Below are 21,795 nucleotides of genomic sequence, written 5' to 3'. Positions count from 1 at the left end.
CATCCTCCTGAGCACGGATTTACATCTGCGGTAGCATTCTAACCTACTCATGAGTAGGATTACTAGCGAGTAGGGAGGCGCAACGAATGACTGACCGCTACCAACAGTTCAGCACTTCCGGCGTCGGACGGCTTCTCGTGAAGCGTCTCGGACTGCCGAACCCCGAGCCGCTGCGGCGGTACCAGCCGGGCGAGCCCGCCCTGACCGGCCCCGCGCTGGTCGGGGGCACCGGAAGGCTGGCCGACGGGCTCGGCCAGGTGCTGAAGTCCGCCGGGATCGAGGTGCTGACCTCGGCCGGGACCGACACCCAGAAGTACGGCGCGCTCGTGTTCGACGCGACCGGGATCGCGAGCCCGGAGCAGCTGCGCGGGCTCTATGAGTTCTTCCACCCGGTGATGCGCTCGGTCGCGTCGTCGGGTCGGATTGTCGTGCTCGGCACCCCGCCCGAGGCCGCGAAGGACCAGGGCGAGCTGATCGCCCAGCGCGCGCTCGAGGGTTTCACCCGGTCATTGGGCAAGGAACTCAAGCGCGGCGCGACGTCGCAGCTGGTCTACGTCCAGCCGGGCGCCGAGGACAAGGTCGAGTCGACCCTGCGCTTCCTGCTGTCGGGCAAGTCCGCCTACGTCGACGGCCAGGTCATCCGGATCGGCACGCACGGCGGCGACGTCAGCGAGCCGGAGAACTGGACCGCCCCGCTGGCGGGCAAGATCGCGCTGGTCACCGGCGCCTCCCGCGGCATCGGCGCGGCCATCGCCGACGTGCTCGCCCGCGACGGTGCGCACGTGATCGCCCTCGACATCCCCGCCCAGGGCGCCGACCTGGCCAAGGTCGCCAACCGGGTCGGCGGGTCGACCTTCCAGCTCGACATCACCGCCGCCGACGCCCCAGCCAAGCTGGTCGAGCACCTCAAGACCCGCCACGGCGGCGTCGACATCGTGGTCCACAACGCGGGCATCACCCGCGACAAGACGCTGGCCAACATGAAGGACGGCGCGTGGGACTCGGTCCTCGCGGTCAACCTGACCAGCCAGCTCAAGGTCAACGAGGTGCTGTTGTCTGAAGGTGCGCTCCGCGAGGGCGGGCGCATCATCGGGGTTTCGTCGATCGCGGGTATCGCGGGCAACCTGGGCCAGACCAACTACGGCACCAGCAAGGCCGGGGTCATCGGCATGGTCAACGCCTACGCCGACGAGTACGCGGCCAAGGGCATCACGATCAACGCGGTCGCCCCCGGCTTCATCGAGACCAAGATGACCGCCGCGGTCCCGCTGTTCATCCGCGAGGCCGGCCGTCGGATGAACTCGATGTCGCAGGGCGGTCTCCCGGTCGACGTCGCCGAGACCATCGCCTGGTACGCCAGCCCGGCCTCGGGCGCGGTCAACGGCAACGTGGTCCGGGTCTGCGGCCAGAGCCTGCTGGGGGCGTGATGGAGCTCAAGGAGTCGCCGAACCTGGGGCTGCTGTTCCCCAAGGCGGTCCTCGCGGGCTTCACCAAGAAGGGCGGCGCGCTGCCGGACCGCGATTATGTGCGGTCCGGTGTCGCGGTGGATCCGGAGCATCTGGCTGCCTACAACCGGGTGTGTGAATTCCGGCTGACTGATGAGCTGCCTGCCACGTATCCGCACATGTTGACCTTTCCTATGCAGGTCAAGCTGATGACCGACGGCGATTTCCCTTTTCCGCTGGTCGGTTCGGTGCATGTGGCGAACCGGATCACGCAGACTCGGGCTTTGCGGGTGGACGAGAAGTTCGATCTTCGGGTGCATGTGGAGAATCTGCGTGCGCATCCGAAAGGGCGTCAGTTCGACATGGTCAGCGAGGCCTCTGTCGATGGTGAAGTGATCTGGCACGACGTCAGCACTTATCTGCGGCGTGGTGGCGGGTCTGGTGAGGCGGAGTCGGGCGAGCGGGCTGAACTGCCTGAGCCGACGTCGTTCTGGAAGGTTCCGGACGATATCGGGCGGCGGTATGCGGAGGTCTCGGGTGATCGCAACCCGATCCATATGCATGCGTTGACGGCCAAGTTGTTCGGGTTTCCTCGGGCTATCGCGCATGGCATGTGGACGAAGGCTCGGTGTTTGGCCGCGTTTGAGGGGCGGCTGCCTTCGGCGTATTCGGTGGATGTCCGGTTCAAGTTGCCGGTGCTGTTGCCTGCCAAGGTGGGGTTTGTGGCTCGGGAGCAGGGTGGTGGGTGGAAGTTCGATCTGATCAACGCGCGGAAGCCGCAGCCGCACGTTGACGGGATCATCACCCCGCTGTGACGCCAGCCTGACGGTCACCCGATCCGGTGGCCGTCGGGCTAGGCTCAAGGCCCTGGTTATTCAGGTGAGAGCTGGATCAAACCGCGTTCATGACACCAGCTTGGAAACTCCGCACCGGTACAGGGGAGTCGCATTCCCGACGCTTGAAGCATATCGACCAGGTTTCCGGCGGCCACCGGCGTGAGTTTGCTGTCGTTGCAGGCGCGTGCCAGCAGCCAGATGGTTCCGTGGACCGCGAGTCCGAACTTGCTCGCGACCTTCCGGGCGTCGCCGTCATCAGTGATGGCGATCCCGCCCAATAGTTCGGCGGCCGCGAACACGCTCGCTTCGCCCTGGTTCCTTCGCGCGGCGCCGACTCGTTCGATCCACTTCGCGAAGCAGTCCAGCTCGGAAATCGAGTCGAGACGCCTGGGCCTCACCCAGTCCATTTCCAGGGCGCTTGCGAGGAGTGGGTGAGTATGAACCCCATCTTTGATCTCGTTCAACACTACGTACGTCGTGTAGCACTGGTCCGCGACGAGCAGATCGCGAAGGACGTCGAGCCGGTCGATCCGCGCGAAGTGATTCAGGCACATCGCGTCCAGGACGAACTTGCTCGATGGGGCCGTCACGGCTCGGGCTCCTTGCCAGCGACCGTCGGTAAGTCGCTGAGCCGGATCTGTCCGTGCATGAGTTCGACGGCGCGGTCAGCCGTGATGTAGGCCGCTCGCCATGCGTTGATTACGGCGTGCGCGTATTTGGGCGGGACCCGGACACTGTTGAGATCGGCCTGGGGTGCCCAGCCGACCGCGTCCTTCAGTTCCGCTTGTGTAGGAGCGACCGCGCACCATTTGTGCACGTGTTGGTCGCCGATGACTCCCGCGTGGGCTGCTTGGCGGACCGCGAGTGACCAGGAGGTGCGGTAGCGCGCAGCCATGATGACGAGGTCATCCCGGCTGTTCGTCCGGCATTTCTCGGAAATGACCTGCGTGGGGAGCAGCAGTTCGGATGCGAAAGCGTCCACAATGCCTTCGCGCTCAGCTCTGGACACCGCCACGCCAAGGTCGCTGGAGTATTCATCACCCAGGATGAAATGCCCGAGTTCATGTGCGGCCGTGGCGCGACGGCGTCCGGGGTCGGCTTTTCCGCTGATGATGGCGACAGCGGTGTCGCCATCGATGAGCGACGCGCCGTCTCCCGGGATGTTGTCGACAAGCAGGAGCTGACCTGCCGCCTCACACACGGACATCAGAGTTTCAATTGGACGGTTCGAAAGACCGAGTTGATCTCGGAGCCAGAGTGCCGCCTTTCGGGCAGCTTCCGCGTCGGCGGCGCCATCCTGGTACGACATGGCGGCGGGTGCTGTGAATACCCCGAGGTTCTCCAACTGCCGAACCTCGCGCAGCCAGGCGAGCAGAGCGGCTTCGATCCGGTACGACTCGCGAGCTGCCTCGCTGTCGGTGTCTTCGACGATCTGGGCGCGTCGGGATACGACCTGCGGTCTGGCGGAAAGGAAGTGGCTCATCGGAACCTTGAGCGCCTCCGACAGGCGGACGAGTTCGAGCGCGTCGATATGCCGATCGCCTGACTCGATCTTCGCGATCTTCGTTCGCTCGAGCTGGACGAGCTGGGCGAGCCGCTCCTGCGACAGGCCTGCCGCCAGCCGGGCCTCCCGTACTCGTTCACCAACAGCCGACCATTCCATACCCCTATGGTCGTGCGATTTTCGCACGTGTCAAGCGAGTGGGTGCAGTCGTTACCCAACCGGGCGAATCTGCGCACTCATTTGGGGGTCGGTGTCCAGATCGTGCCGGTGACCAGGTCGCCGAAGCCCATCCAGACCAGGTTCATCAGCCACGACGCCACGGTCGTGTCCGGGACCTCCGGGTGGTCGAGCCACCAGTCGGCCAGGGACTCGCTGGCGCCTACCAATGCGGCGGCCATGGCCTCGGTCGACTTGGCTGGGGACTCGCCGCGGGTGGTGGCTGAGCGGACCAGGAGGGCGTCGACCAGGTTGATCGCGCGGCCGCGCATGGCCAGGAGTTCCTCGCTGAACGGGCCGCCCTGGGAGGTGGCCTGGCGGTGCAGGACCCGCCAGCTCTGCTTCTGTTCGCCGACGAACTGGAAGAAGGCGCGCAGGCCGTGCCACAGCTGCATGTCGGGGGCCAGGTCGCTGCTGACCCCGGCCGCGATGGCCTCCATCAGCAGGGTGGCCTCGCGCCGGATGCAGGCGGCGAACAGGTCTTCCTTGTGGCCGAGGTAGGCGTAGATCATCGGCTTGGAGACCCCGGCGACCTCGGAGATCTCGTCCATCGACGCGTTGTGGTAGCCGTATTGGGAGAAGACCCGCACGGCGGCGTCGAGGATTTGGCGCTCGCGGACCTCGCGGGGCAGACGTTTCACCCGCGCCGGTTTGCGCTCTTCTTCGACGCTCACCCGATGGCCTCCAATTCCTACTTGCACGTAAATCTACTCGCCCGTAGCCTACTCGTCAGTAGGTAAGGAGGGCTGACCCGATGACCGAGACCCGCCGGACGCTCGACGCGCTGAAGCCGCGGGAGTTGGTGGAGCTGCTTGATCGGTTGACCATCGAGGAAGCGGCCACGATGGACATAGATGTCGATGCTATCGGGCGGGCGATCGATCCGAGGAAACTCGGGCGCACTGGCCTGTCCACGATGCTGCGCGCGTTCGCGCGACTCGCCGCCGAAGGCGCTGACCTCGCGCTGTCCAAGCTGGCCGCCGTCACCTTCGCCAAGATCATCACCGACGCCTCCAAGGACCAGCTCCAGTCGATCATGGTCGACCCCGCGCTGCGGGCGCAGGTGCTCGACGAGGTCTACCGCAGGATGGGCACCCACCTGCGCCAGGACCGCACCGGCGGCCTGCACGCCGTCGTGCACTGGCGGCTGACCGGAGGCGCGGGCGAAGGTGGCTACGACCGCTACGAGACCTTGATCGAAAACGGGGTCTGTTCCGTTAACCGGGACCTGGAAGGCCAGCCGCGAGCCACCATCACGGTGTCCCCGGTTGACTTCCTCAAGCTGATCACCAACAACGCCTCGGCCCCGGTGCTGTTCATGACCGGCAAGCTCAAGGTCCGCGGTGACCTGGCCTTCGCGGCGGGTCTGACCGGCCTGTTCGACCTCCCACGCGCTTGACGGGGCAGACTGCAGCCATGCCCGAAAGACGGAAGCGGTCGTGGCGGCGCAAGCAGAAGTGGCACCGGATCGAGCCGCGCACCATCCACGACCTCGACGGCTTCGCCGAGGCGATCGACCCGGCCAAGCTGACCCCGGCGCAGTTCGTCCGGCTGATCGAGGTGCTCGACATCCTCGGCTCGTCGGGCACCGGCCTGGAGTTCGCGGGAATGAGCACGCAGGTGTTCATCCGCTTCCTCGGCCGCTGCTCCCGCGACCACCTCGAAGCGCTGATGGAGCAGCCACGACTGCGTCAGGTGGTGTTCGAGGAGGTCTTCAGCCGGATGACCACCCACCTCGACCGCGACCGCGCCGCCAATCTCCAGGCCGTCATCCACTGGCGGTTCACCGGCGGCGCGGGCGATGGCGGCTTCGACCGGTTCGAGACCGTGATCGACAACGGCACGTGCGAGTCCGCCGACCACCCCACCGCCGACGCCAGGGTCACCGTCACCATCGCCCCCGCCGACTTCCTGCGTGCGGTCGCGGGCACGGTGAGCCTGCCGATGCTGTTCCTGTCGGCGAAGGTGAAGGTCAAGGGCGACATCGCCTTCGCGGCCACCCTGATCTCCTACTTCGACCTGCCCAAGGCCTGACTCGGCCCAGGCTCAGAGCAACGCCAGCACCGCCGCGCCGACCGGGCCCAGCCAGGTGGCGATGCGGCCGATGGCGTCGGTCAGCGAGGTGCCTGCCTGGGCCACGGCGCCCGCGTTGACCAGAGCCCGGGTGAACCGGTGCAGGTGATTCCCCACGCCTTCCGGATCGGCTTGGTCGGCCGCCTGCCGGGCCTGGCCGAGCGCGGACGCCGCCGCCGAGCGCTCTTGCTCGCTGAGTCGCAGTTTCCCGAGCAGGCCGCTCAGGTGGTCGAGGTCGCGCAGCAGTTCTGGCGGGACCTGCACGACCATGTCGCGGCCCGCGTACACGCCGCCGCGGTTGTCGACGTTCTGGTGCCAGGTGCGGTTGTCCTGGTGGTAGTTGCCGCCGACGTTGATGTTGCCGCTGCCGCCGATGTTCTGCTGGCTCATCGGTAGTACTCCCGTCGCCGTCGGTCCCGCTCGCGTTGTTCGTGGCGGCGCAGTGCCGCTTTCGACATGGATCGCCCGGCACCCGCGATAAGGCCGCCTGCCAGGAAAGCGCCGAACGCGATCGGGATGACTGGAAGGCCGTTGAACTCCTTGTTGAACAGGTCCGGCGTGCCGCCGTCGTTGATGCTCGCGCCGAAGCTGAAGATCGTCCAGGCGAACGCGGCGAACCCGGCCAGGGCGATGACCATGCCGATGAAGGCGATGAGCCTGCCGATGCCACGTCCGCTGCCCCGGCCGATGCCCATGTCCTGACCGGTGTCCACGTGGAACTGGTCGCCCTCGTAGTAGGCGCGGTTGCGGTTCTCGATGTAGTCGCGGTTGGCGTACCGGCCGTGGCGATTGTCGACGTTCTGGTGCCAGGCGCGGTTGTCTTCGTGGTAGTTGCCACCGACGTTGCGGTTGCCGTAACCACCGACATTGCGTTGGTGAGGACGCCTGCGGTCCTGATATGGGTCGTGGGGCATGTCGCGCCGCCTTCGAGCGTGCGGAATCGAGCCGACAACCCCAGTATCGGCCACTCCCGCCGCCCTGTGACGGGTATCACGCAAACGGTCTATAGGGGCCCGCACTTGTCACGGCGTCGGAACCACGAGATCGAGCTGTGCGACCCCGCCTGCTTCGACCTCGACCGGCCCTGAACACGCGACGTCCGGTGCCACCGACGCGAGATAGGTGATCACGAGCTTCTGCGAGCCCAGGCCGGTGAGGACATACTCAGGCCCGGGGAGGATCCGACCCTCCGGCGCCGCGTAGTCGCCAGTACGGTCGTTGAACGCCCGAACGACGATGGACTCGCTCGGTCGTGTCGCGCCGATTAGGCGTCCAGTGACGGTTCCCGCGTCGGCGAGCCGCACGTCAACAGTCCTGTTCCGTCCTGAATAGACCGTGATTGCCCTGGCGTCGAGCCGGTGGGCGGCACCGCCGGACCACGTCCACGCGTAGGCGCCGGTGTAGTCCGGGAACTGCGGTCGCCAGTCGTAGGGGCCGAGTCCGCTGATCGTGTAGCGACCGTCAGCCGCGGTACAGGTGACACCGGCAGGTTGGCTGGGTGATGGGCCCGCAGGCGTGACGGTCGGGCAGAGTCCATGGACCGGTCGGCCGTCGCGCGCGGCGGTGACCGTTCCGGAGATCGTTCCCGCGCGGTCGAGGTCGACGGCGGTATGCGCGGTCTGCCCGGCGACGGCCTCGATCCACTTGGCCCGGTCGATGTTGCCCGTACCGCCGTGGACGCCGACCCACTGGCTGCCGTGCACACTGTCGGTGGCCCGCACAAACGCGCGATGGCGACCTGGCCGCATCCCGTCGAACCGCACGAGCCCCTGGTCGTCGGCACAAATCGACTCGGTCCCGACGACGCCCCGCGCGCCTGCCTCGACCAGTGTCACGCACGCGCCGCTGACGGGCGTGCCGGTGGCCTTGTCCCGCATGGTGAAGGCGAGTCGAGCAGCTTTGGTCGCCGCCACGGCCAGTGCCGTGGTGTGGTCTTCCGACACGACGACGTCGTGCAGTGTCTCGGTGAGGTAGCCCTGCGGCGGTGTGACCAGGAGTGTGTAGGTGCCCACGGTGACCTGGCTGATGACGAGTCGACCCGCGCCGTTGGTGCAGCCGCGAATCGGCATCGGTCCGGACAGCGTGGACAGGCAGGCCCCGACCGTCGGTTCCGCTGTGCGTGCGTCGCGCACCGTCAGGTCGATGCCGCCGGTCGGCAGCGAGATCTCGCGGTGCACGGTCTCGACGCCTGCCTGGATGGCGATCGGGTCGGCGGTGGCGAAGTCGGACTTCTGGGTCGCCCACTGGGTGCGACCACTCGGGGAGCGGAACAGGATCTTGTAGTCGCCGACCGGGACGTTGGTGATGCGGATCCAGCCGTCGACGTCGGTCACACCCCAGCCCCGCAGGGTTTGCGTCATGTCGAAGATCGAGACCCCGGCGTTCGTCACGGGCGAGCCCGCCGCGGTCGTGTACCGAGCCGACAGTGAACCGACTTCTGTCGTCGCGTTCGCAGGTGCCGTGGCGAAGCCGAGCAGGAGTAGCAGCGCACCACACAAGAGAGTCGTTCGTCGAAACATCCGCAGGTCTCCATCCGCCGAAGCCGATCTTGACCATCGGGTGTCGCCGCGCGCGAGTCCAGTGTTTTGGTCCCCCATGACAAAACCCGCTGTCCCGGCGAACGGGACAGCGGGTTTCGCGGCTCGGTCAGTACGTGATCGCCAGCGCCGGGTCGGCGAGCAGCGCGCCGACGTCGGCGAGGAATTCCGAGCCCTGCTGGCCGTCGACCAGGCGGTGGTCGAAGCTCAGCGCGAGCTGGCAGACCTTGCGGATCTTGATCTCACCGTCGACCACCCACGGGGTGTCCCGGATCGCGCCGAAGGCGAGGATCGCGGACTCTCCTGGGTTGATGATCGGGGTGCCGGTGTCGACGCCGAAGACGCCGACGTTGGTGATCGTGATCGTGCCGTTGACCATGTCGGCGGGCGGGGTCTTGCCGTCCCGGGCCGTCGTGGTCAGCAGGTCGAGCGCCTCGGCGAGTTCGCGCAGCGACAGGGTGTCGGCGTCGCGGATCTTGGGCACGATCAGGCCGCGCGGCGTGGCGGCCGCGATGCCCAGGTGCACGTAGTCCTTGTAGACGATCTCCTGGGCGGCCTCGTCCCACGACGAGTTGACCTCCGGCGTGCGGCGCACGGCCATGGCGATGGCCTTGGCGCAGAACGCCAGCGGGGTCAGCTTGACCCCCCGGAACTCCGGGTGGTTCTTCAGCTTCGCCCGCAGCTCCATCATCGGCGTGACGTCGAGTGTCAGGAACTCGGTGACGTGCGGCGCGGTGAAGGCGCTGGCGACCATGGCCTGCGCGGTGACCTTGCGGACGCCCTTGATCGGCACCCGCCGCTCGCCGCGCGGGGCTACCACGGCGGCCGGGGTGTCGACCGGTCCGGACGCGGCGCGCTCGACGTCGGCGCGGGTGATCACGCCGCTCTCACCGCTGCCGGTGAGCGAGCGGATGTCGACGCCGAGGTCCTTGGCCAGCTTGCGGACCGGCGGCTTGGCCAGCGGGACGTACCCGCCGGGCAGGTCGAGCAGCGCGGCCGGGCTGTCGGGCACGACCGGCTCCGGGTCGGGCACAGGACCCTGGTGGTGCTCGAACGCGGCGGCCACCGTGCTCTGTGCCGCCTCGGCCGCGGCCGACGCGGGGACGGCCGGGCCCTTGCGCGCGCGCCGCTTGGCGGTGACGGTCTTGGAGCCGTAGCCGACCAGCGGCTTCATTTCCTCTTCCACCGGCGCGGCCGCCGCGGGAGTGGAACCGTTGGTCGGTTTGGCGGCGCCACCGGGGTCGACGTCGATGGTCAGGATCGGCGCGCCGACGTCGACGGTCTGGCCGGGCTTGACGTGCAGCTCGGTGACCACGCCCGCCCACGGGCAGGGCAGCTCGACGGCGGCCTTGGCCGTCTCGATCTCGACGATGATCTGGTTGACCGTGACCGTGTCGCCCGGCTTGACGTGCCACGACAGGATCTCGGCCTCGGTGAGGCCCTCGGCGGTGTCGGGCAGCGGGAAAGTCTTGTACTCAGGCATCGACTACCACCCCAGCGAGCGGTCGACGGCGTCGAGCACTCGGTCGAGGTCGGGCAGGAAGTGCTCTTCGAGCTTCGCGGGCGGGTACGGCACGTCGAAGCCGTTGACCCGCAGCACGGGCGCCTCCAGCGAGTAGAAGCACTCCTGCTGCACCTTGGCCGCGATCTCGGAGGTCAGCGACGCCTCCGACGGCGACTCGGACACCACGATCAGCCGACCGGTGCGGCGCACCGAGTCGTAGACCGGGGCCAGGTCGAGCGGGGAGAGCGTGCGCAGGTCGATGACCTCCAGCGACTTGCCCTCCTCGGCCGCGGCGGTGGCCGCGTCCATCGCGACCTTCACCGACGGCCCGTAGGCCACCACGGTCGCGGTCGTCCCGGTGCGCAGCACGCGCGAAGCGAACAGCGGCTCTGGCGTGGCCGAGGTGTCGACGTCGGCCTTCATGTTGGCCGAGTGGTAGTAGCGCTTGGGCTCGAAGAACAGCACCGGGTCGTCGCACTGGATGGCTTGCTGGATCATCCAGTAGGCGTCCACCGCGTTGGAGCAGGTGACGACCTTGAGGCCCGCGGTGTGCGCGAAGTACGACTCGGGGGACTCGGAGTGGTGCTCGACCGCGCCGATGCCGCCGCCGAACGGCACGCGGATGACCATGGGCACCTTGACCCGGCCCTGCGTGCGCGCGTGCAGCTTGGCGACCTGGGAGACGATCTGGTCGAAGCCGGGGAAGATGAACCCGTCGAACTGGATCTCGCAGACCGGCCGGAAGCCGCGCACGGCCAGGCCGACCGCGGTGCCGATGATGCCGGACTCGGCCAGCGGGGTGTCGAGCACGCGGTGCTCGCCGAAGTCCTTCTGCAGACCGTCGGTAATTCGGAAGACACCGCCGAGCTTGCCGACGTCCTCGCCCATGACGATGACCTTGGGGTCGGCCTCCATCGCGGTGCGCAGACCGAGGTTGAGCGCCTTGCCCAGGGTCAGCGACTGGGTCCTGGAGTCAGTAGCGGGCTTGTTGATCGCGGGTGCGGCCATCAGTGCTCACCTCCGAAGCCTGCGTGGTAGGAAAGGAACTCGTCGCGCTGCGCGTCGAGGACCGGGCTCGCCTCGGCGTAGACGTTGTCGAACATCTGCTCGACCGGCGGTTCGGGCATGTTGAAGCAGAACTCGCGCAGCTCCACGGCGAGCGCGTCGGCGTCGGCCTGCACGGAGTCGAAGAACTCCTGGTCGGCGTCGTGGTGGCGGACCAGGTTGACCCGCAGCCGCTCGATCGGGTCCTTGAGCTTCCAGGCCTCGAGTTCGTCGGAGAGCCGGTAGCGCGTCGGGTCGTCGGTCGTGGTGTGGGCGTCCATCCGATACGTGAACGCCTCGATGAGGACCGGCCCGTTGCCGTGGCGGCAGGCGTCGAGCGCCCACCGGGTGACGGCGAGGGTGGCGAGGACGTCGTTGCCGTCGACCCGGATGCCGGGGAAGCCGTAGCCGCGAGCGCGCTGGTAGAGCGGCAGGCGCGTCTGGCGTTCTGTGGGCTCGGAGATCGCCCACTGGTTGTTCTGACAGAAGAAGACGAGCGGCGCGTCGTAGACCGATGCCCACACGAAGCCCTCGTGCACGTCACCCTGCGAGGTCGCGCCATCGCCGAAGAAGACCACGGTGGCCTCCCCGTCGTCGTCTCCGACCTTGCCATCGAACCGCTGGCCCATCGCGTAACCGGCGGCGTTGAGCACCTGGTTGCCGATCACGATGGTGTACGGGTGGAAGCGGGTGGCGTTGGAGTCCCAGCTGCCGTTGTCGGTGCCGCGGAAGATGCCCAGGAGTTCCTTGGGGTGGATCCCCCGGCACCACGCGATGCCGTGCTCGCGGTAGCTCGGGAACGCCATGTCGGTGGGTCGCATCGCCCGGCCCGACCCGATCTGCGCGGCCTCCTGGCCGAGCAGCGGGACCCAGATGCCGAGCTGGCCCTGCCGCTGCAGTGCGTTGGCTTCCCGGTCGGCACGCCGCACCAGGACCATGTCGCGGTACAGCCCGCGCAGGTCGTCGGCGGTGACATCGGCGACGTAGCGGTCGAACTCCGGGTTCTCGACCCGTTCACCCTCGGGGGTCAGGAGCTGGACCAGCTCCGGACCGCCTTCGCTTGTCGCTCGCAAACCCGCGATCACCTGCTCTGCTGTTGGGGCAGCGGCGGTGGCGGCGGGGCCCTCACGGGGCTCCGGGTGCGTCCACGTTTCTGGGGACGACATGTGCGTTCTCCTCGTGTCTGGGCCGCACAGTCGCTCGTGGCGACGGCATGCAGCCGCGCCGCCGGTCACCTCGCCCACCCGGTTCTGGATGGTTGGCCACCGTCGGCGCTGACGGTTCTCCCCGACATCCTGACACGTTCGGGGCAACAGTGGTGAGGCCCGGATGGCCCCTAGCCGTCGGGAATGCGCCGCTGATCAGCGAAAACGCTCGGATTCCCGACGTTAGGGGCTCAAAGGGGCACGCGGTCACAGCAGCTCAGAAGAGTCGGGTCCGCGACCTGGAAGAACCTTCATGTCCGGTCGTGAGCTGCGTCACTCGAAGTTGACCAACATGTCGAGGTCGCCCCGGCTGAGCGCAGAGAACACCATCCCGGGCGTCTCGCTCTTGGCGCTGATCCGCACGGTGTCCCCCACGGTTTCGACGGTGGCCCCTGGCAGAATTTTCGACCAGGGGGTGCCTGACGCCGTTTTGGCGCCTTTGAGGGTCGCTTCGAGCTGTTTGCGCAGTTCGCCCGCGTCTTCTTCGGACTTGGCCCGCAGGCACACGATGTCGGTGGTGTCGTCGCCGATCCGGACCCCGGCCGCCACGGCGGGCCTGCGCTCCACGGCCGCCTGGATGATCGCCGCCGAGACGTCGTCCAGGCAGGTGGCGAGGGTCTTGATCGTCGGATCGTCGAGCAGGCTGCCCTGGTCGAACCAGCCCAGCCGCGCGCCGGAAGCGGAGTGCGTGAACTCGGTCGGACTGGTCCGGATCGCGTTGAACTGGTTGAGCGGGCCGACATCGCTCATCGGGCCGTCCATCTCGATCTTGTCGTCCTCGTTCGTGCGCCAGACGGTGAAGTCGCCGGACTTGGACTCGGTCGCCTTGCGCCCACTCAGCTTCGCGTTGACCGCGCCGTTGTCGTAGGCGCCCCGGAACCGTGCTGACGCGGTGGGCGGCCTGCCGACCGTCACCGCCTCTTTGAACGCCGTGAGATCGAGATCGAGCTCTTCCTTGATCTTGATGCGGTAGTCGCCGATGCCGGAATAGCCGACGAACTCCACCATCCGCGCCTTCCTGGCGTCCTTGTCCCGAAGCGCGGCGACCTTGGTCAAGTCGGCGTACTCGACGTACGTGCGGGAGTCGTCGTTGTTCTCGACGGTCGCCAGGGCCAGCGCCAGCCCGCCGACAGTCGTAGCGGCGGTCGGCACGGGCGATTCACCGCAGCCTGCCAGGGTGAGGCCTGCGGCGAGGATCAGGCATGTGCGCTTCATGGGGGCAGCGTATGGGTGAGACCGTGGCCTTGTGCGGGAACTGTCAAGACCACGGTCTCAAGGACGAGAGTGCCCGAGCGGACCTGAAAACGATCTCAGCGCACACCGCCAGGACTCGACGGACACGATCAGACGACCACCATCGGGGTTCTTGGAGTCCCTGAGCCCAACCTGGCCAGGGAAGGCAACCTCAACACAATCATCCTGATTGTTGCTGAACGACGACTTCCGCCACGGTCCATCCATCAGGTCATCCTCGCTCAAGGTCGGCGACGACATGGGTCAGGAAGTCCACGGTCTCCCCGGCGCCCATCGAGATCGTCACCAGCCTATCTCTGAGTGCCTGAAGCGGGCGAGTGTCGTCGGGGCGGTGGATGAACCCCCGGAAGGTGAGGTGTTCGATGAACACCAATGGCGTGGCCTTGCGGAACTCCAGCAGCGAGAAGGCGCCGTGCGGCACGAATCCGGTCCACCGGTCCGGGATCACACGGATTTCGACTGTCGGCAGCTTCGCGGTCTCCATCAGGCCGCGAATCTGTTGTGCCAGCAACGGTTTGCCGCCTATCGGGCGTCGGAGTGCGGCCTCCTCGATGATCGCCAGGTAATGCGGGCCATTCGGCTTGTGCAACATCATCTGGCGATTCATCCGCGCGGTCACGCGGGCCTCTGCGTCCTCAGGCTCCAGTCCGGCGTCCCGCATCACGGCGTGCGCGTAGGCGGCGGTCTGGAACATGCCTGGGATCATCAGAGGGTTGAAATGTGAAATGAGGCTGGCTTGTTGCTCGAAGAACGACAGGGGCATATTGCTTGGGTCGGGTTCGTCGCTGACGAACTCCAGCCAGTCGTCGGAGTTGGCCTGGCGGGCCAGGTCCATGAGCCGCTTTCGTTCCTTGCCACCTACGCCGTAGACGACCAGCAGCGCTGAGACCTCCTCCGGGTTCGGGATCCTCTTCTCGTTCTCGCTGCGATTGAGGACTGGCGCGGACATCCCCACCCGCGCGGCGATCTGCACCGTCGTCAGGCCCGAATCCTCACGCAGTTGCTTTAGTTCCGCCGCCAGCGCTCGGGCGCGCGCGGTCCCGTGGTACTCGCTCACCTGATCATTGGACCAGCCGCTACCTCTCCGCGAAATGCCACGATGAGATGAGCCGTTTCGCCTACCGATACAAGGAAACCAGCGGTACAAACCGTCACGCTGGTCTCCGCGCAGATGGAGGCCCAAGCCGCGCAGGGCACGCTGCGCGAGGCGGCCGAACGTGTGGCCGAGGTTCGCCTGGCCGCATCTGCCGCGACCGAAGCAGCAGCGCAGTACATGAGGAACCTGTAGCGATGAGCTCAGTCGAGGAACTAGCCGCCAGCCTGAACGCGGTCATCGAGCAGACGCAGTCAATGCGAGAACAGGTGACCGTGGCTGCCGATCGTCTCGAACAGGCGCAGACGTTGTTCGGCCGGGCAACCTTCGGCAGCCGCAATCCACAGACCCGTGATGCGTTCGGCGCGCTCCGAGCGGCGCGAGACGCCGCCGGTCACGCACACGCGCTGCTCGTCGGAGCGGAGAAGTACCTGGCCGTGCACATCGGGCAGATTGGGGGCTCCACCGGTGAGGAAGGATCGGTTGCGGCGGCGTCGCGGGGGCCGGACTCGGCGGGGCTCAGCGAGAGAGAGTGGAGGCTGGGCTACGACCCGGCGGTCCAGCGGTTCCGGCCCGGGGAGTCCCAGACAGCCCGTCGGATCGAGGACAAACGCCGTACCGCTCTCGTCCGGTCTCCCGATGAGACGGGGCCGGACTGGATCGGTCCGGACGGCAGGACCTACGACGCTGTGGGTAACTTTCCGGGGGAGTTCCTTGACCGACAGTGGAAGAAGTTCACAGAGCGGATCGTGGACCACATGGACAAGTCCTACTACGTGCCGGTTGACGTCTCCCAGTTCTCGCCCGAGCAGGTCAAGCGGGTGCAAGAGTTCATCGGGCCGCTCGGCCCCCGAGTGTTCATTGTGGGAATGTGATGGCAGGCGACATCTGGATCACTGACGACGCGCGCTGGGTCGTCAACAACTCGCTGTTCAACTTCGTCATCGAGTTCCTGATCAACCACATCGGTGATCCTGACACTGTGGCGGAACTGAAGGTGATCGACGACAACAACCTGAAGTTCATCGACGCAGGCGACTTCCCGCCGCCCGCCCGCGCGACCATCATCGCGGCGCTGCGTGATGACCTCGTCCCCGAAGCCGAGAAGCGCCTGCCCGGTGACGACTGGGCCGGATTCCGAGATGAACTGCGCAAGTTGGCGGACTTGGCGGCTGCCGACACGCCGTCGGGGACGGTAACTCCGTAGACAGGCAAACGAGGGGTGGATGTCCCGGGGCAGCGGCCGGGACATCCCAGGTGGCAGTATCGGGGCGTGGACAAGACAGCAACGGCGCAGACCGTCCAGCAACTCTGGCAGGCAGAGATCCTGCCGAGCCTGCAGGACTTCGTGGCCATCCCCGCCCTCTCCCCTTCCTTCGACGCCGCCTGGGCCGCCAACGGCAACCTGGACGCAGCCGTCGAGCACCTGCGGGCGTGGATCACCAAGCGCAATCTGCCGGGGGCGACCGTCGAGGTCGTGCGGCTGCCGGAGCGCACCCCGCTGCTGCTGGTCGACATCCCCGGCACGGTCGACGCGGGCACCGTCCTGCTCTACGGCCACCTCGACAAGCAGCCCCCGGTCGGCGGCTGGGCTGAGGGGCTCGGCCCGTGGACCCCGGTCGTGCGCGACGGCAAACTCTTCGGTCGCGGCGCCGCCGACGACGGCTACGCCGGCTATGCCGCGACGGCCGCTGTCGAGGCCGTGCGGGCGGGCGGTGGCGCGCACAGTCGGTGCGTGATCCTGCTGGAGACGTGCGAGGAGTCCGGCAGCTACGACCTGCCCGCCTACCTCGAACACCTCGACGCGCGCCTGGGTGCGGTGTCGCTGGTGGTGTGCCTCGACTCGGGCGGCATGGACTACGACCGGCTCTGGCTGACCACGTCCCTGCGCGGCCTGGTATCGGTCACCGCGACCGTGCGGGTGCTGACCGGCGGCCAGCACTCCGGCACCGTCAGCGGGGTCGTGACCAGCTCGTTCCGGGTCCTGCGGCAGCTGATCGACCGGGTCGAGGACTCGTCGACCGGTGAGATCAAGCTGTCCTCGATGAACGTCGAGATCCCCGCCGACCGCGCCGCCGAGGCCCGCGCGACCGTCGAGTCCGCGCCCGGCACCGTCATCTCCGCGATCCCGTTCGCCGAGGGCGTGCGCCCGGTCGTGGACGACGAGGTCGAACTCGTCCTCAACAGCAGCTGGCGCCCCACCCTCTCGGTCATCGGCGCGTCCGGGCTGCCGGAACCGGAGAACGCGGGCAACGTCCTGCGCCCGTTCACCACCCTCACCCTGAGCTTCCGCCTGCCCCCGACGGCCGACGCGGACGCGGCGCTGGCTGAGGTGCGCTCGATCCTCACCACCGACGTGCCCGATGGCGCCCAGGTCGAGCTGACCCGCCTGGAGGCCGCGGGCGGCTGGAACGCGCCCCCGCTCGCCCCGTGGCTTCGGTCCACTTTGGACACCGCGAGCGACACGGTGTTCGGCGCACCCTGGCGCACGATGGGCATGGGCGGCTCGATCCCGTTCATGGGCCTGCTCGCCGAGCGCTACCCCGACGCCCAGTTCGTCATCACCGGCGCGGTCGGCCCGGACAGCAACATCCACGTCCCGGACGAGTCGCTCGACATCGCCCAGGCCACCCGCGTCACCGAGGCCGTCGCCCACATCCTCGACGCGCACGCCAACGCCTGACCGTGGATCCCCGAGCGCCGGACTCCCGGCGCTGGGGTGTTCACGCACGCCGGCGCCGGGTCGTGGCGAGCACCGCCAACGTGATCGCGCTGATAAACGCGGGCACCACGCACACGGCCGCGAGCATGGCCAACCCGAAGTGGGAGCTGCCGTCCTCGTCGAGGGTGTCGTAGGACTTGAACACGGCCCAGGTCGCCACTCCCGCGCCTACCAATGTGACCGTGCCGAGCACCATGACTGTCCGGCGCAGGCCGTGGGGACGCAGGGTTTCACGGGTGGCTTCGATGCAGTGCGTGCCGAGTGCCGCGAGGATGGCGGGGCAGTCGGCGGTGGATCCCGTGACCCGGACGATCACGCCGTCGTCGAAGCGGATGCGGCAGTCGACGCCTGCACCCTTGGGGTTGATGGGTCCATGCTGGACCACGTCGATCGCTCTCACCTGCTCCCACATCCAAGCGCGCCGCTCGCTGCCCAACACCTGGGCGATCCCGCCCTCATACAACTCGAAGGTCTCCGGTATTCGGGCGGCGGGTCTCAGCATCACCACGGCGACGCGCCCGGTGATCGCGAGAGGGTAGAGGGCGAACAGCGCCATGTACTCAACGCCACCGAGGTCGAACACCGTCATGCCTGCCAGCAGTAACAGGCACAGCAGCGACACGATCAACGCGACCACGCCGACGGCCCGTCTGCCCTCGACATTGACGGGATGTGTGCTCAGGAGGGGACCCATGCCACACACGTTAACGGCGAGGTCTCACAAAGCCGGACGACTGGGAATCACTCGTGGGCCGTCGGGGAACGCTCGTCACCCGCGTCGGCTGAGTTGATCCGCCAGTCGGGTTGTCTCCGGGAGGCGGTACTTCGGGGTGAGCCGGAGGACCAACTCGGTGGCGGTGCCGATGTCGATCCGATGGCCGACCGACACGAACACCGGCTTGACGCCCTCGCGCGTGCGCAATGCCCGGCCGAGTGGCCAGCGGTCGTCCTCGATCCGGGTCCAGTCGCCGCGGTTCGGGCCGGGGTCGGGGTAGCCGCCGAAGGCGCTCTTGCTGACCCCGATGGACGGGATGCCGGTCAGGACACCCGCGTGGCAGGCCAGCCCGAACCGCCGCGGGTGAGCGATGCCTTGGCCGTCGCACACGAGCACGTCCGGCCGAACGGTGAGCCGGTCGAGCGCGGGGAGCAGCAATGGCAGCTCGCGGAAGGCGAAGAGGCCGGGGATGTAAGGAAAGTCGACCTCGCCCTTGACCACGGCTTGATCGACCACCTCCAGCGTCGCCAGATCGAGCACCACGACGGCGGCGACGCCGATATCGGTGTAGTGCACATCGAGCCCGGCCACGGTCTTGGGCGCGAAGCCGTCGGGGGCTTGGTCGACGACGAGATCCCGCAGCCGCAGCTGCTCGGCGACCGCTTCGTCCTCAGTGGACGGCCAGATCACCACGGTGAACCCGTCCGACTGGGGTGAAGCAAATCGGTGTGGCGCTCGCGGTACCGGATCGGGTGCCTCCGCGCCCAGCCGCTGTTGTCGCCCGCGTAGATGAAGTCCGCGCGCGGCGAGTAGTGGCCCGCGCGCGTCTCGCCCCGGAACACCGCGTACGTGCCCGAGCGGATAGCGGTCACTGGCGGCGAAGCCTGCCCGCCACCAGTTCGCTGTACGCGAGTTTGCCGAGCAGCAGCTCACACGCGTCCGACTCGGACGGCAGGCGGACCAAGTGGTTCTTCTGGCCGCGTTCGAGCCAGTAGACCTCCCAGACCCCGTCCGCGTCAGGCAGCACGCACCAGCACTGCTCGTCACGGGCGCCGAGGGCCACCACCCTGGGTTCGATTCCCATCGCGTCCAGGGCGGTGCCGAGGGCTTGTAGGTTCACAGCGGGATCTCCCTGAGATATCCGGCGTTGATCAAATCGACCACGGAGTGCGGCAGCACATACTGCGTCCCGCCACCAGGCTGGCCCATGGCCGGGGCGATCGGACCCTCCCACACCGGCAGTGGACGAACCACCTCGTACTGGTGGTAGCCGTTGTTGAGGTTGTCCGGCGGCAGACCACGCTGCGGGTACGGCGTGTCGGCGGGCGAGACGAAGTCGCCGCGCGCGCTGCCGAAGCGGTCGATGGTCTGGCCGGGCTGCAGGACACCGGGCGTCCGCGACTCGGGGGTCGCGAAGCCCTGCGGGTGCGCCTCGGGGTCGGGCCACTCAAGCATCCGGTTGCCATAGCGGCCGGTGTCGCCCGTCGGCCAGTACTGCTGGTTCCACCCGGCTTCGCCGAGGCCCGCGTGCGGGTCGTACGTCGGCGGCATCAGGTCGCGGACGGCTGGGTGGTCGGCGGGGACCCCGTTGGTGTTGATGATGGCGTCTCGATTCGGGTTCGCCCTGGCCTGAGTGATCAGGTCATCGTCGATCAGGTTCGCGTGTGGATGCCGGAGTTGGCTGGTCGGGACCGTTTTGCCGGTGGCGTCGTAGTCGCGGACGCCGACGGGCGGGCTCGGGTCGACGTGCGGAGTCGGCGCGTCCGTCGCCCCGCTGGGCGTGGTCGTGCCCGACGGTGTTGTGGTGGGCGTCGGAGTCGACGGGGTGTCCGGGGTGGCCGCACCGGACGGGGTGGTCGATGTGCTCGGCGTGGGCGGAGTGGCGCTCGACGGCGTGTCCGGAGTGGCCGCGCCGGAAGGGGTGGTGGTGGGGGTGGCGGAGCGGACCGTGTCGGGCGCGTCCGGGGAGTCGGCGCCGCGGCCCGCGGTGCGCAGGCGCTGGAGGCCGCGCTTGACGGCTTCCCAGATCTCGCCCAGCTTGCTCATGATCGGGCGGAGCTTCTCCAGCGACCGGGTGAGCTTGGTGATGATGTCGGTGACCCGGCCGACCCACTTGGCCACCAGCGCCGCCACCGAGGCGACCACGTGCGGGGTCGCCAAACCCAGCGTCAGGCCCAACTCGGCGAGCCACTGCGGCAAGCGGATCAGCAGCGTCGAGATGCATTCGGCGACCAGGTCTCGGACGATCCCGCGGACCACGCCGACCAGGACGCCGACGACCTCGACGACCGTGCCGATCGTGTCGGCGCCGGTGCCTGCCGCGGTGATGTGTTCGCCCTGTTGGGCGGCGTTGGTCCGGTAGGCGTCGGCCGCCGGGCCTTGCCAGCCCGCGGTGCCGTTGGTGATCTCCGTCTGATAGTCCGCCGCGACCCCGGCGACGGCCTGCGACACGTTCTTCCACGTGGCCGCGTACGCGGCGATCTGGTCGGCGTCCCCGGCCAGCCAGTTCAGCGCGTCGCGCAAGGGCGCCACGTGTTCGATGACCCACGAGACCGCGTACTGGCCGAGGGTGCCGATCGGGTCGAGCACCAGCGACAGGGCCTCCAGCCCGCCGCCCAGCGCGCCGATGCCGCCCTCGACCCAGGAGCCGTTCTGGACGCCGTTGTAGATGTCGACGGCCGACTCGGCGATGCCGATGCCGGTGACCGCCGTCGTGGAGTCCTTGCGTTCGGCGATAAGCGGGTTCGTCACTGGGCACCGCCCGCGAAGGGCTGGGTGTTGGCCCGCTCGACGTTGTCGTACGAGGTCGAGCTGTCGCGCACGCCCTGGGCCGAGTCGGCCATGGACTCGGTGGCTTGACGGATCGCCTCGACGCCCGGGCCGCTGACCATGTGCACGACCGGAACGAAGAACTGGCAGATCACGCCGTACGCGCTGTCGCCGAGGTGGACCTGGTTGGCCGCCTGCACGGCCTGGTCGAGCCGGTCGTGCAGGGCGTCGAGCCTGCTCGCGTGACCGCCTAACTCGCCGGTCAAGACTCCGTATCCGTTGGGCACGGCGGGGACTCCGTTTCGATCAGGTCAGGATGGGAGGTCCGCCCCAGGTGTCTTCATCGTCGTCATCGTCATGGGGAGGGCGGGGTCGCTGCGGTCGGCGGGGTGGCTGTTCGTCGTCCTCTGGCACATCGCCCAGTCGCATCTCCTCGACTGTGCTCACGGTCGGACGCTCAAGATCGGGCTCCGGTTCCGGGAATCTCTGCCGATATGAATCGACCACCGCGTTGACCGTCTGCTCGTCGTCGCCGACCGTGCGGACCATGACCTCGGCGACCTGCTCGGTGATCTTGGACTGGGCGCGGCGCATCGTCGTCAGCACCATCGTGGACAGCTCGGCGCCGGGCAGGTCGCGGCTCTTGTCGCTGATCACCAGGTCGGTGACCGCGCCCGTGGCGTCGACCGTCACTCGCACCACGTCGTCGCGCGAGACCTCGGTGACCGTCACCGTGGCCACCTCGGCCTGCATCGACTGGTAGCGCTGCGCCTTGGCCTCGATGTCGGCCGCCCAGCGCCGCATCTCCTGCTCGGTCTGGAAGCCGTCCCCACCGAATCGCGGCTGTGTCACGCTGTCACCCGTTCCTACTATCGGAC

At 67.9% G+C, this 21,795-nt stretch carries 26 protein-coding genes; 7 read left to right on the top strand and 19 right to left on the bottom strand.

The annotated features are described in order from the left end of the window. Positions 1–86 precede the first annotated feature (86 nt). Both BN1701_RS26060 and BN1701_RS26055 read left to right on the top strand, forming a co-directional pair. Positions 87–1,427 (top strand): 3-oxoacyl-ACP reductase, encoded by a 1,341-nt coding sequence (locus tag BN1701_RS26060; protein ID WP_054053129.1) that lies wholly within the window; start codon positions 87–89, stop codon positions 1,425–1,427. Next, a complete protein-coding gene (locus BN1701_RS26055) occupies positions 1,427–2,260 on the top strand; it encodes a MaoC/PaaZ C-terminal domain-containing protein (RefSeq protein ID WP_054053127.1) in 834 nt (277 codons plus the stop codon). Before BN1701_RS26060 ends, BN1701_RS26055 begins: the two co-directional genes overlap by 1 nt. A 56-nt stretch (positions 2,261–2,316) precedes the next feature. Here BN1701_RS26055 and BN1701_RS26050 read toward each other — a convergent pair whose 3' ends face one another. The 3 genes from BN1701_RS26050 to BN1701_RS26040 all read right to left on the bottom strand — a co-directional run bounded on the left by BN1701_RS26050 (position 2,317) and on the right by BN1701_RS26040 (position 4,675). Further along, positions 2,317–2,871 (bottom strand): hypothetical protein, encoded by a 555-nt coding sequence (locus tag BN1701_RS26050; protein WP_054053125.1) that lies wholly within the window; start codon positions 2,869–2,871, stop codon positions 2,317–2,319. Then, the gene (locus BN1701_RS26045; protein WP_054053123.1) at positions 2,868–3,944 is read right to left on the bottom strand and encodes a helix-turn-helix domain-containing protein; all 1,077 of its coding nucleotides are present in this window, start codon (positions 3,942–3,944) and stop codon (positions 2,868–2,870) included. The genes BN1701_RS26050 and BN1701_RS26045 overlap by 4 nt, the downstream gene beginning before the upstream one ends. Positions 3,945–4,021: 77 nt before the next feature. After that, entirely contained in the window at positions 4,022–4,675 is a 654-nt protein-coding gene (locus tag BN1701_RS26040; RefSeq protein WP_054053121.1) for a TetR/AcrR family transcriptional regulator, read from the bottom strand. 80 nt (positions 4,676–4,755) lie between these two features. Here BN1701_RS26040 and BN1701_RS26035 point away from each other — a divergent pair, with 80 nt between their 5' ends. Further along, entirely contained in the window at positions 4,756–5,400 is a 645-nt protein-coding gene (locus BN1701_RS26035) for an SCP2 sterol-binding domain-containing protein (protein ID WP_054053119.1), read from the top strand. Positions 5,401–5,417: 17 nt separating this feature from the next. Next, on the top strand, positions 5,418–6,035 hold the full coding sequence (locus BN1701_RS26030; protein ID WP_054053118.1) for an SCP2 sterol-binding domain-containing protein: 618 nt from the start codon (positions 5,418–5,420) through the stop codon (positions 6,033–6,035). A gap of 12 nt (positions 6,036–6,047) precedes the next feature. Here BN1701_RS26030 and BN1701_RS26025 read toward each other — a convergent pair whose 3' ends face one another. The 9 genes from BN1701_RS26025 to BN1701_RS25990 form a co-directional block, all read right to left on the bottom strand. Continuing rightward, a complete protein-coding gene (locus tag BN1701_RS26025) occupies positions 6,048–6,464 on the bottom strand; it encodes a hypothetical protein (RefSeq protein WP_054053115.1) in 417 nt (138 codons plus the stop codon). Then, entirely contained in the window at positions 6,461–6,988 is a 528-nt protein-coding gene (locus BN1701_RS26020) for an ABC transporter permease (RefSeq protein ID WP_054053112.1), read from the bottom strand. Before BN1701_RS26020 ends, BN1701_RS26025 begins: the two co-directional genes overlap by 4 nt. Positions 6,989–7,096: 108 nt before the next feature. Beyond that, entirely contained in the window at positions 7,097–8,464 is a 1,368-nt protein-coding gene (locus BN1701_RS26015) for a carboxypeptidase-like regulatory domain-containing protein (RefSeq protein WP_157368225.1), read from the bottom strand. A 256-nt stretch (positions 8,465–8,720) separates the two neighbouring features. Then, positions 8,721–10,094 (bottom strand): dihydrolipoamide acetyltransferase family protein, encoded by a 1,374-nt coding sequence (locus BN1701_RS26010; RefSeq protein WP_054053109.1) that lies wholly within the window; start codon positions 10,092–10,094, stop codon positions 8,721–8,723. Between the two features lie 3 nt (positions 10,095–10,097). Continuing rightward, entirely contained in the window at positions 10,098–11,123 is a 1,026-nt protein-coding gene (locus tag BN1701_RS26005; protein WP_054053107.1) for an alpha-ketoacid dehydrogenase subunit beta, read from the bottom strand. Continuing rightward, positions 11,123–12,325: a pyruvate dehydrogenase (acetyl-transferring) E1 component subunit alpha gene (pdhA, locus tag BN1701_RS26000; RefSeq protein ID WP_054053105.1), complete on the bottom strand. Its 1,203-nt coding sequence runs from the start codon at positions 12,323–12,325 to the stop codon at positions 11,123–11,125. The genes BN1701_RS26005 and pdhA overlap by 1 nt, the downstream gene beginning before the upstream one ends. 312 nt (positions 12,326–12,637) lie before the next feature. Further along, positions 12,638–13,579, bottom strand: coding sequence for a hypothetical protein (locus BN1701_RS25995; protein WP_157368224.1), 942 nt, complete (start codon positions 13,577–13,579; stop codon positions 12,638–12,640). A gap of 57 nt (positions 13,580–13,636) precedes the next feature. Continuing rightward, positions 13,637–13,825 (bottom strand): DUF397 domain-containing protein, encoded by a 189-nt coding sequence (locus BN1701_RS34680; RefSeq protein WP_082860425.1) that lies wholly within the window; start codon positions 13,823–13,825, stop codon positions 13,637–13,639. Between the two features lie 4 nt (positions 13,826–13,829). Further along, a complete protein-coding gene (locus tag BN1701_RS25990; RefSeq protein ID WP_054053101.1) occupies positions 13,830–14,675 on the bottom strand; it encodes a helix-turn-helix transcriptional regulator in 846 nt (281 codons plus the stop codon). Between the two features lie 233 nt (positions 14,676–14,908). Here BN1701_RS25990 and BN1701_RS25985 point away from each other — a divergent pair, with 233 nt between their 5' ends. From BN1701_RS25985 to BN1701_RS25975, 3 genes are all read left to right on the top strand, one after another. Further along, positions 14,909–15,586, top strand: a complete 678-nt coding sequence (locus tag BN1701_RS25985; protein ID WP_054053099.1) for a hypothetical protein — start codon at positions 14,909–14,911, stop codon at positions 15,584–15,586. Then, positions 15,586–15,918, top strand: coding sequence for a hypothetical protein (locus tag BN1701_RS25980; protein ID WP_054053097.1), 333 nt, complete (start codon positions 15,586–15,588; stop codon positions 15,916–15,918). Before BN1701_RS25985 ends, BN1701_RS25980 begins: the two co-directional genes overlap by 1 nt. A 66-nt stretch (positions 15,919–15,984) precedes the next feature. After that, positions 15,985–17,394, top strand: coding sequence for a M20/M25/M40 family metallo-hydrolase (locus tag BN1701_RS25975; RefSeq protein ID WP_054053096.1), 1,410 nt, complete (start codon positions 15,985–15,987; stop codon positions 17,392–17,394). A gap of 40 nt (positions 17,395–17,434) precedes the next feature. Here the strand turns inward: BN1701_RS25975 and BN1701_RS25970 are convergent, their stop codons facing one another. From BN1701_RS25970 to BN1701_RS25940, 7 genes are all read right to left on the bottom strand, one after another. Beyond that, positions 17,435–18,127 (bottom strand): hypothetical protein, encoded by a 693-nt coding sequence (locus tag BN1701_RS25970; RefSeq protein ID WP_054053094.1) that lies wholly within the window; start codon positions 18,125–18,127, stop codon positions 17,435–17,437. A gap of 75 nt (positions 18,128–18,202) precedes the next feature. Next, complete coding sequence (locus BN1701_RS25965) at positions 18,203–18,838, bottom strand: endonuclease V (protein WP_197672251.1); 636 nt, start codon at positions 18,836–18,838, stop codon at positions 18,203–18,205. Continuing rightward, positions 18,835–19,020, bottom strand: coding sequence for a hypothetical protein (locus BN1701_RS25960; RefSeq protein WP_054053090.1), 186 nt, complete (start codon positions 19,018–19,020; stop codon positions 18,835–18,837). The genes BN1701_RS25965 and BN1701_RS25960 overlap by 4 nt, the downstream gene beginning before the upstream one ends. Then, positions 19,017–19,268 (bottom strand): hypothetical protein, encoded by a 252-nt coding sequence (locus BN1701_RS25955; protein ID WP_054053088.1) that lies wholly within the window; start codon positions 19,266–19,268, stop codon positions 19,017–19,019. Before BN1701_RS25955 ends, BN1701_RS25960 begins: the two co-directional genes overlap by 4 nt. Then, complete coding sequence (locus BN1701_RS25950) at positions 19,265–20,899, bottom strand: TNT domain-containing protein (protein ID WP_054053086.1); 1,635 nt, start codon at positions 20,897–20,899, stop codon at positions 19,265–19,267. Before BN1701_RS25950 ends, BN1701_RS25955 begins: the two co-directional genes overlap by 4 nt. Then, complete coding sequence (locus BN1701_RS25945) at positions 20,896–21,183, bottom strand: type VII secretion target (protein WP_231949708.1); 288 nt, start codon at positions 21,181–21,183, stop codon at positions 20,896–20,898. Before BN1701_RS25945 ends, BN1701_RS25950 begins: the two co-directional genes overlap by 4 nt. A 40-nt stretch (positions 21,184–21,223) precedes the next feature. Further along, positions 21,224–21,769: a YbaB/EbfC family nucleoid-associated protein gene (locus BN1701_RS25940; protein ID WP_054053081.1), complete on the bottom strand. Its 546-nt coding sequence runs from the start codon at positions 21,767–21,769 to the stop codon at positions 21,224–21,226. Positions 21,770–21,795: the final 26 nt, after the last annotated feature.

It is taken from the genome of Alloactinosynnema sp. L-07, assembly GCF_900070365.1.
Lineage (GTDB): Bacteria > Actinomycetota > Actinomycetes > Mycobacteriales > Pseudonocardiaceae > Actinokineospora.
This window is presented reverse-complemented; position numbering and strand designations above follow the sequence as displayed.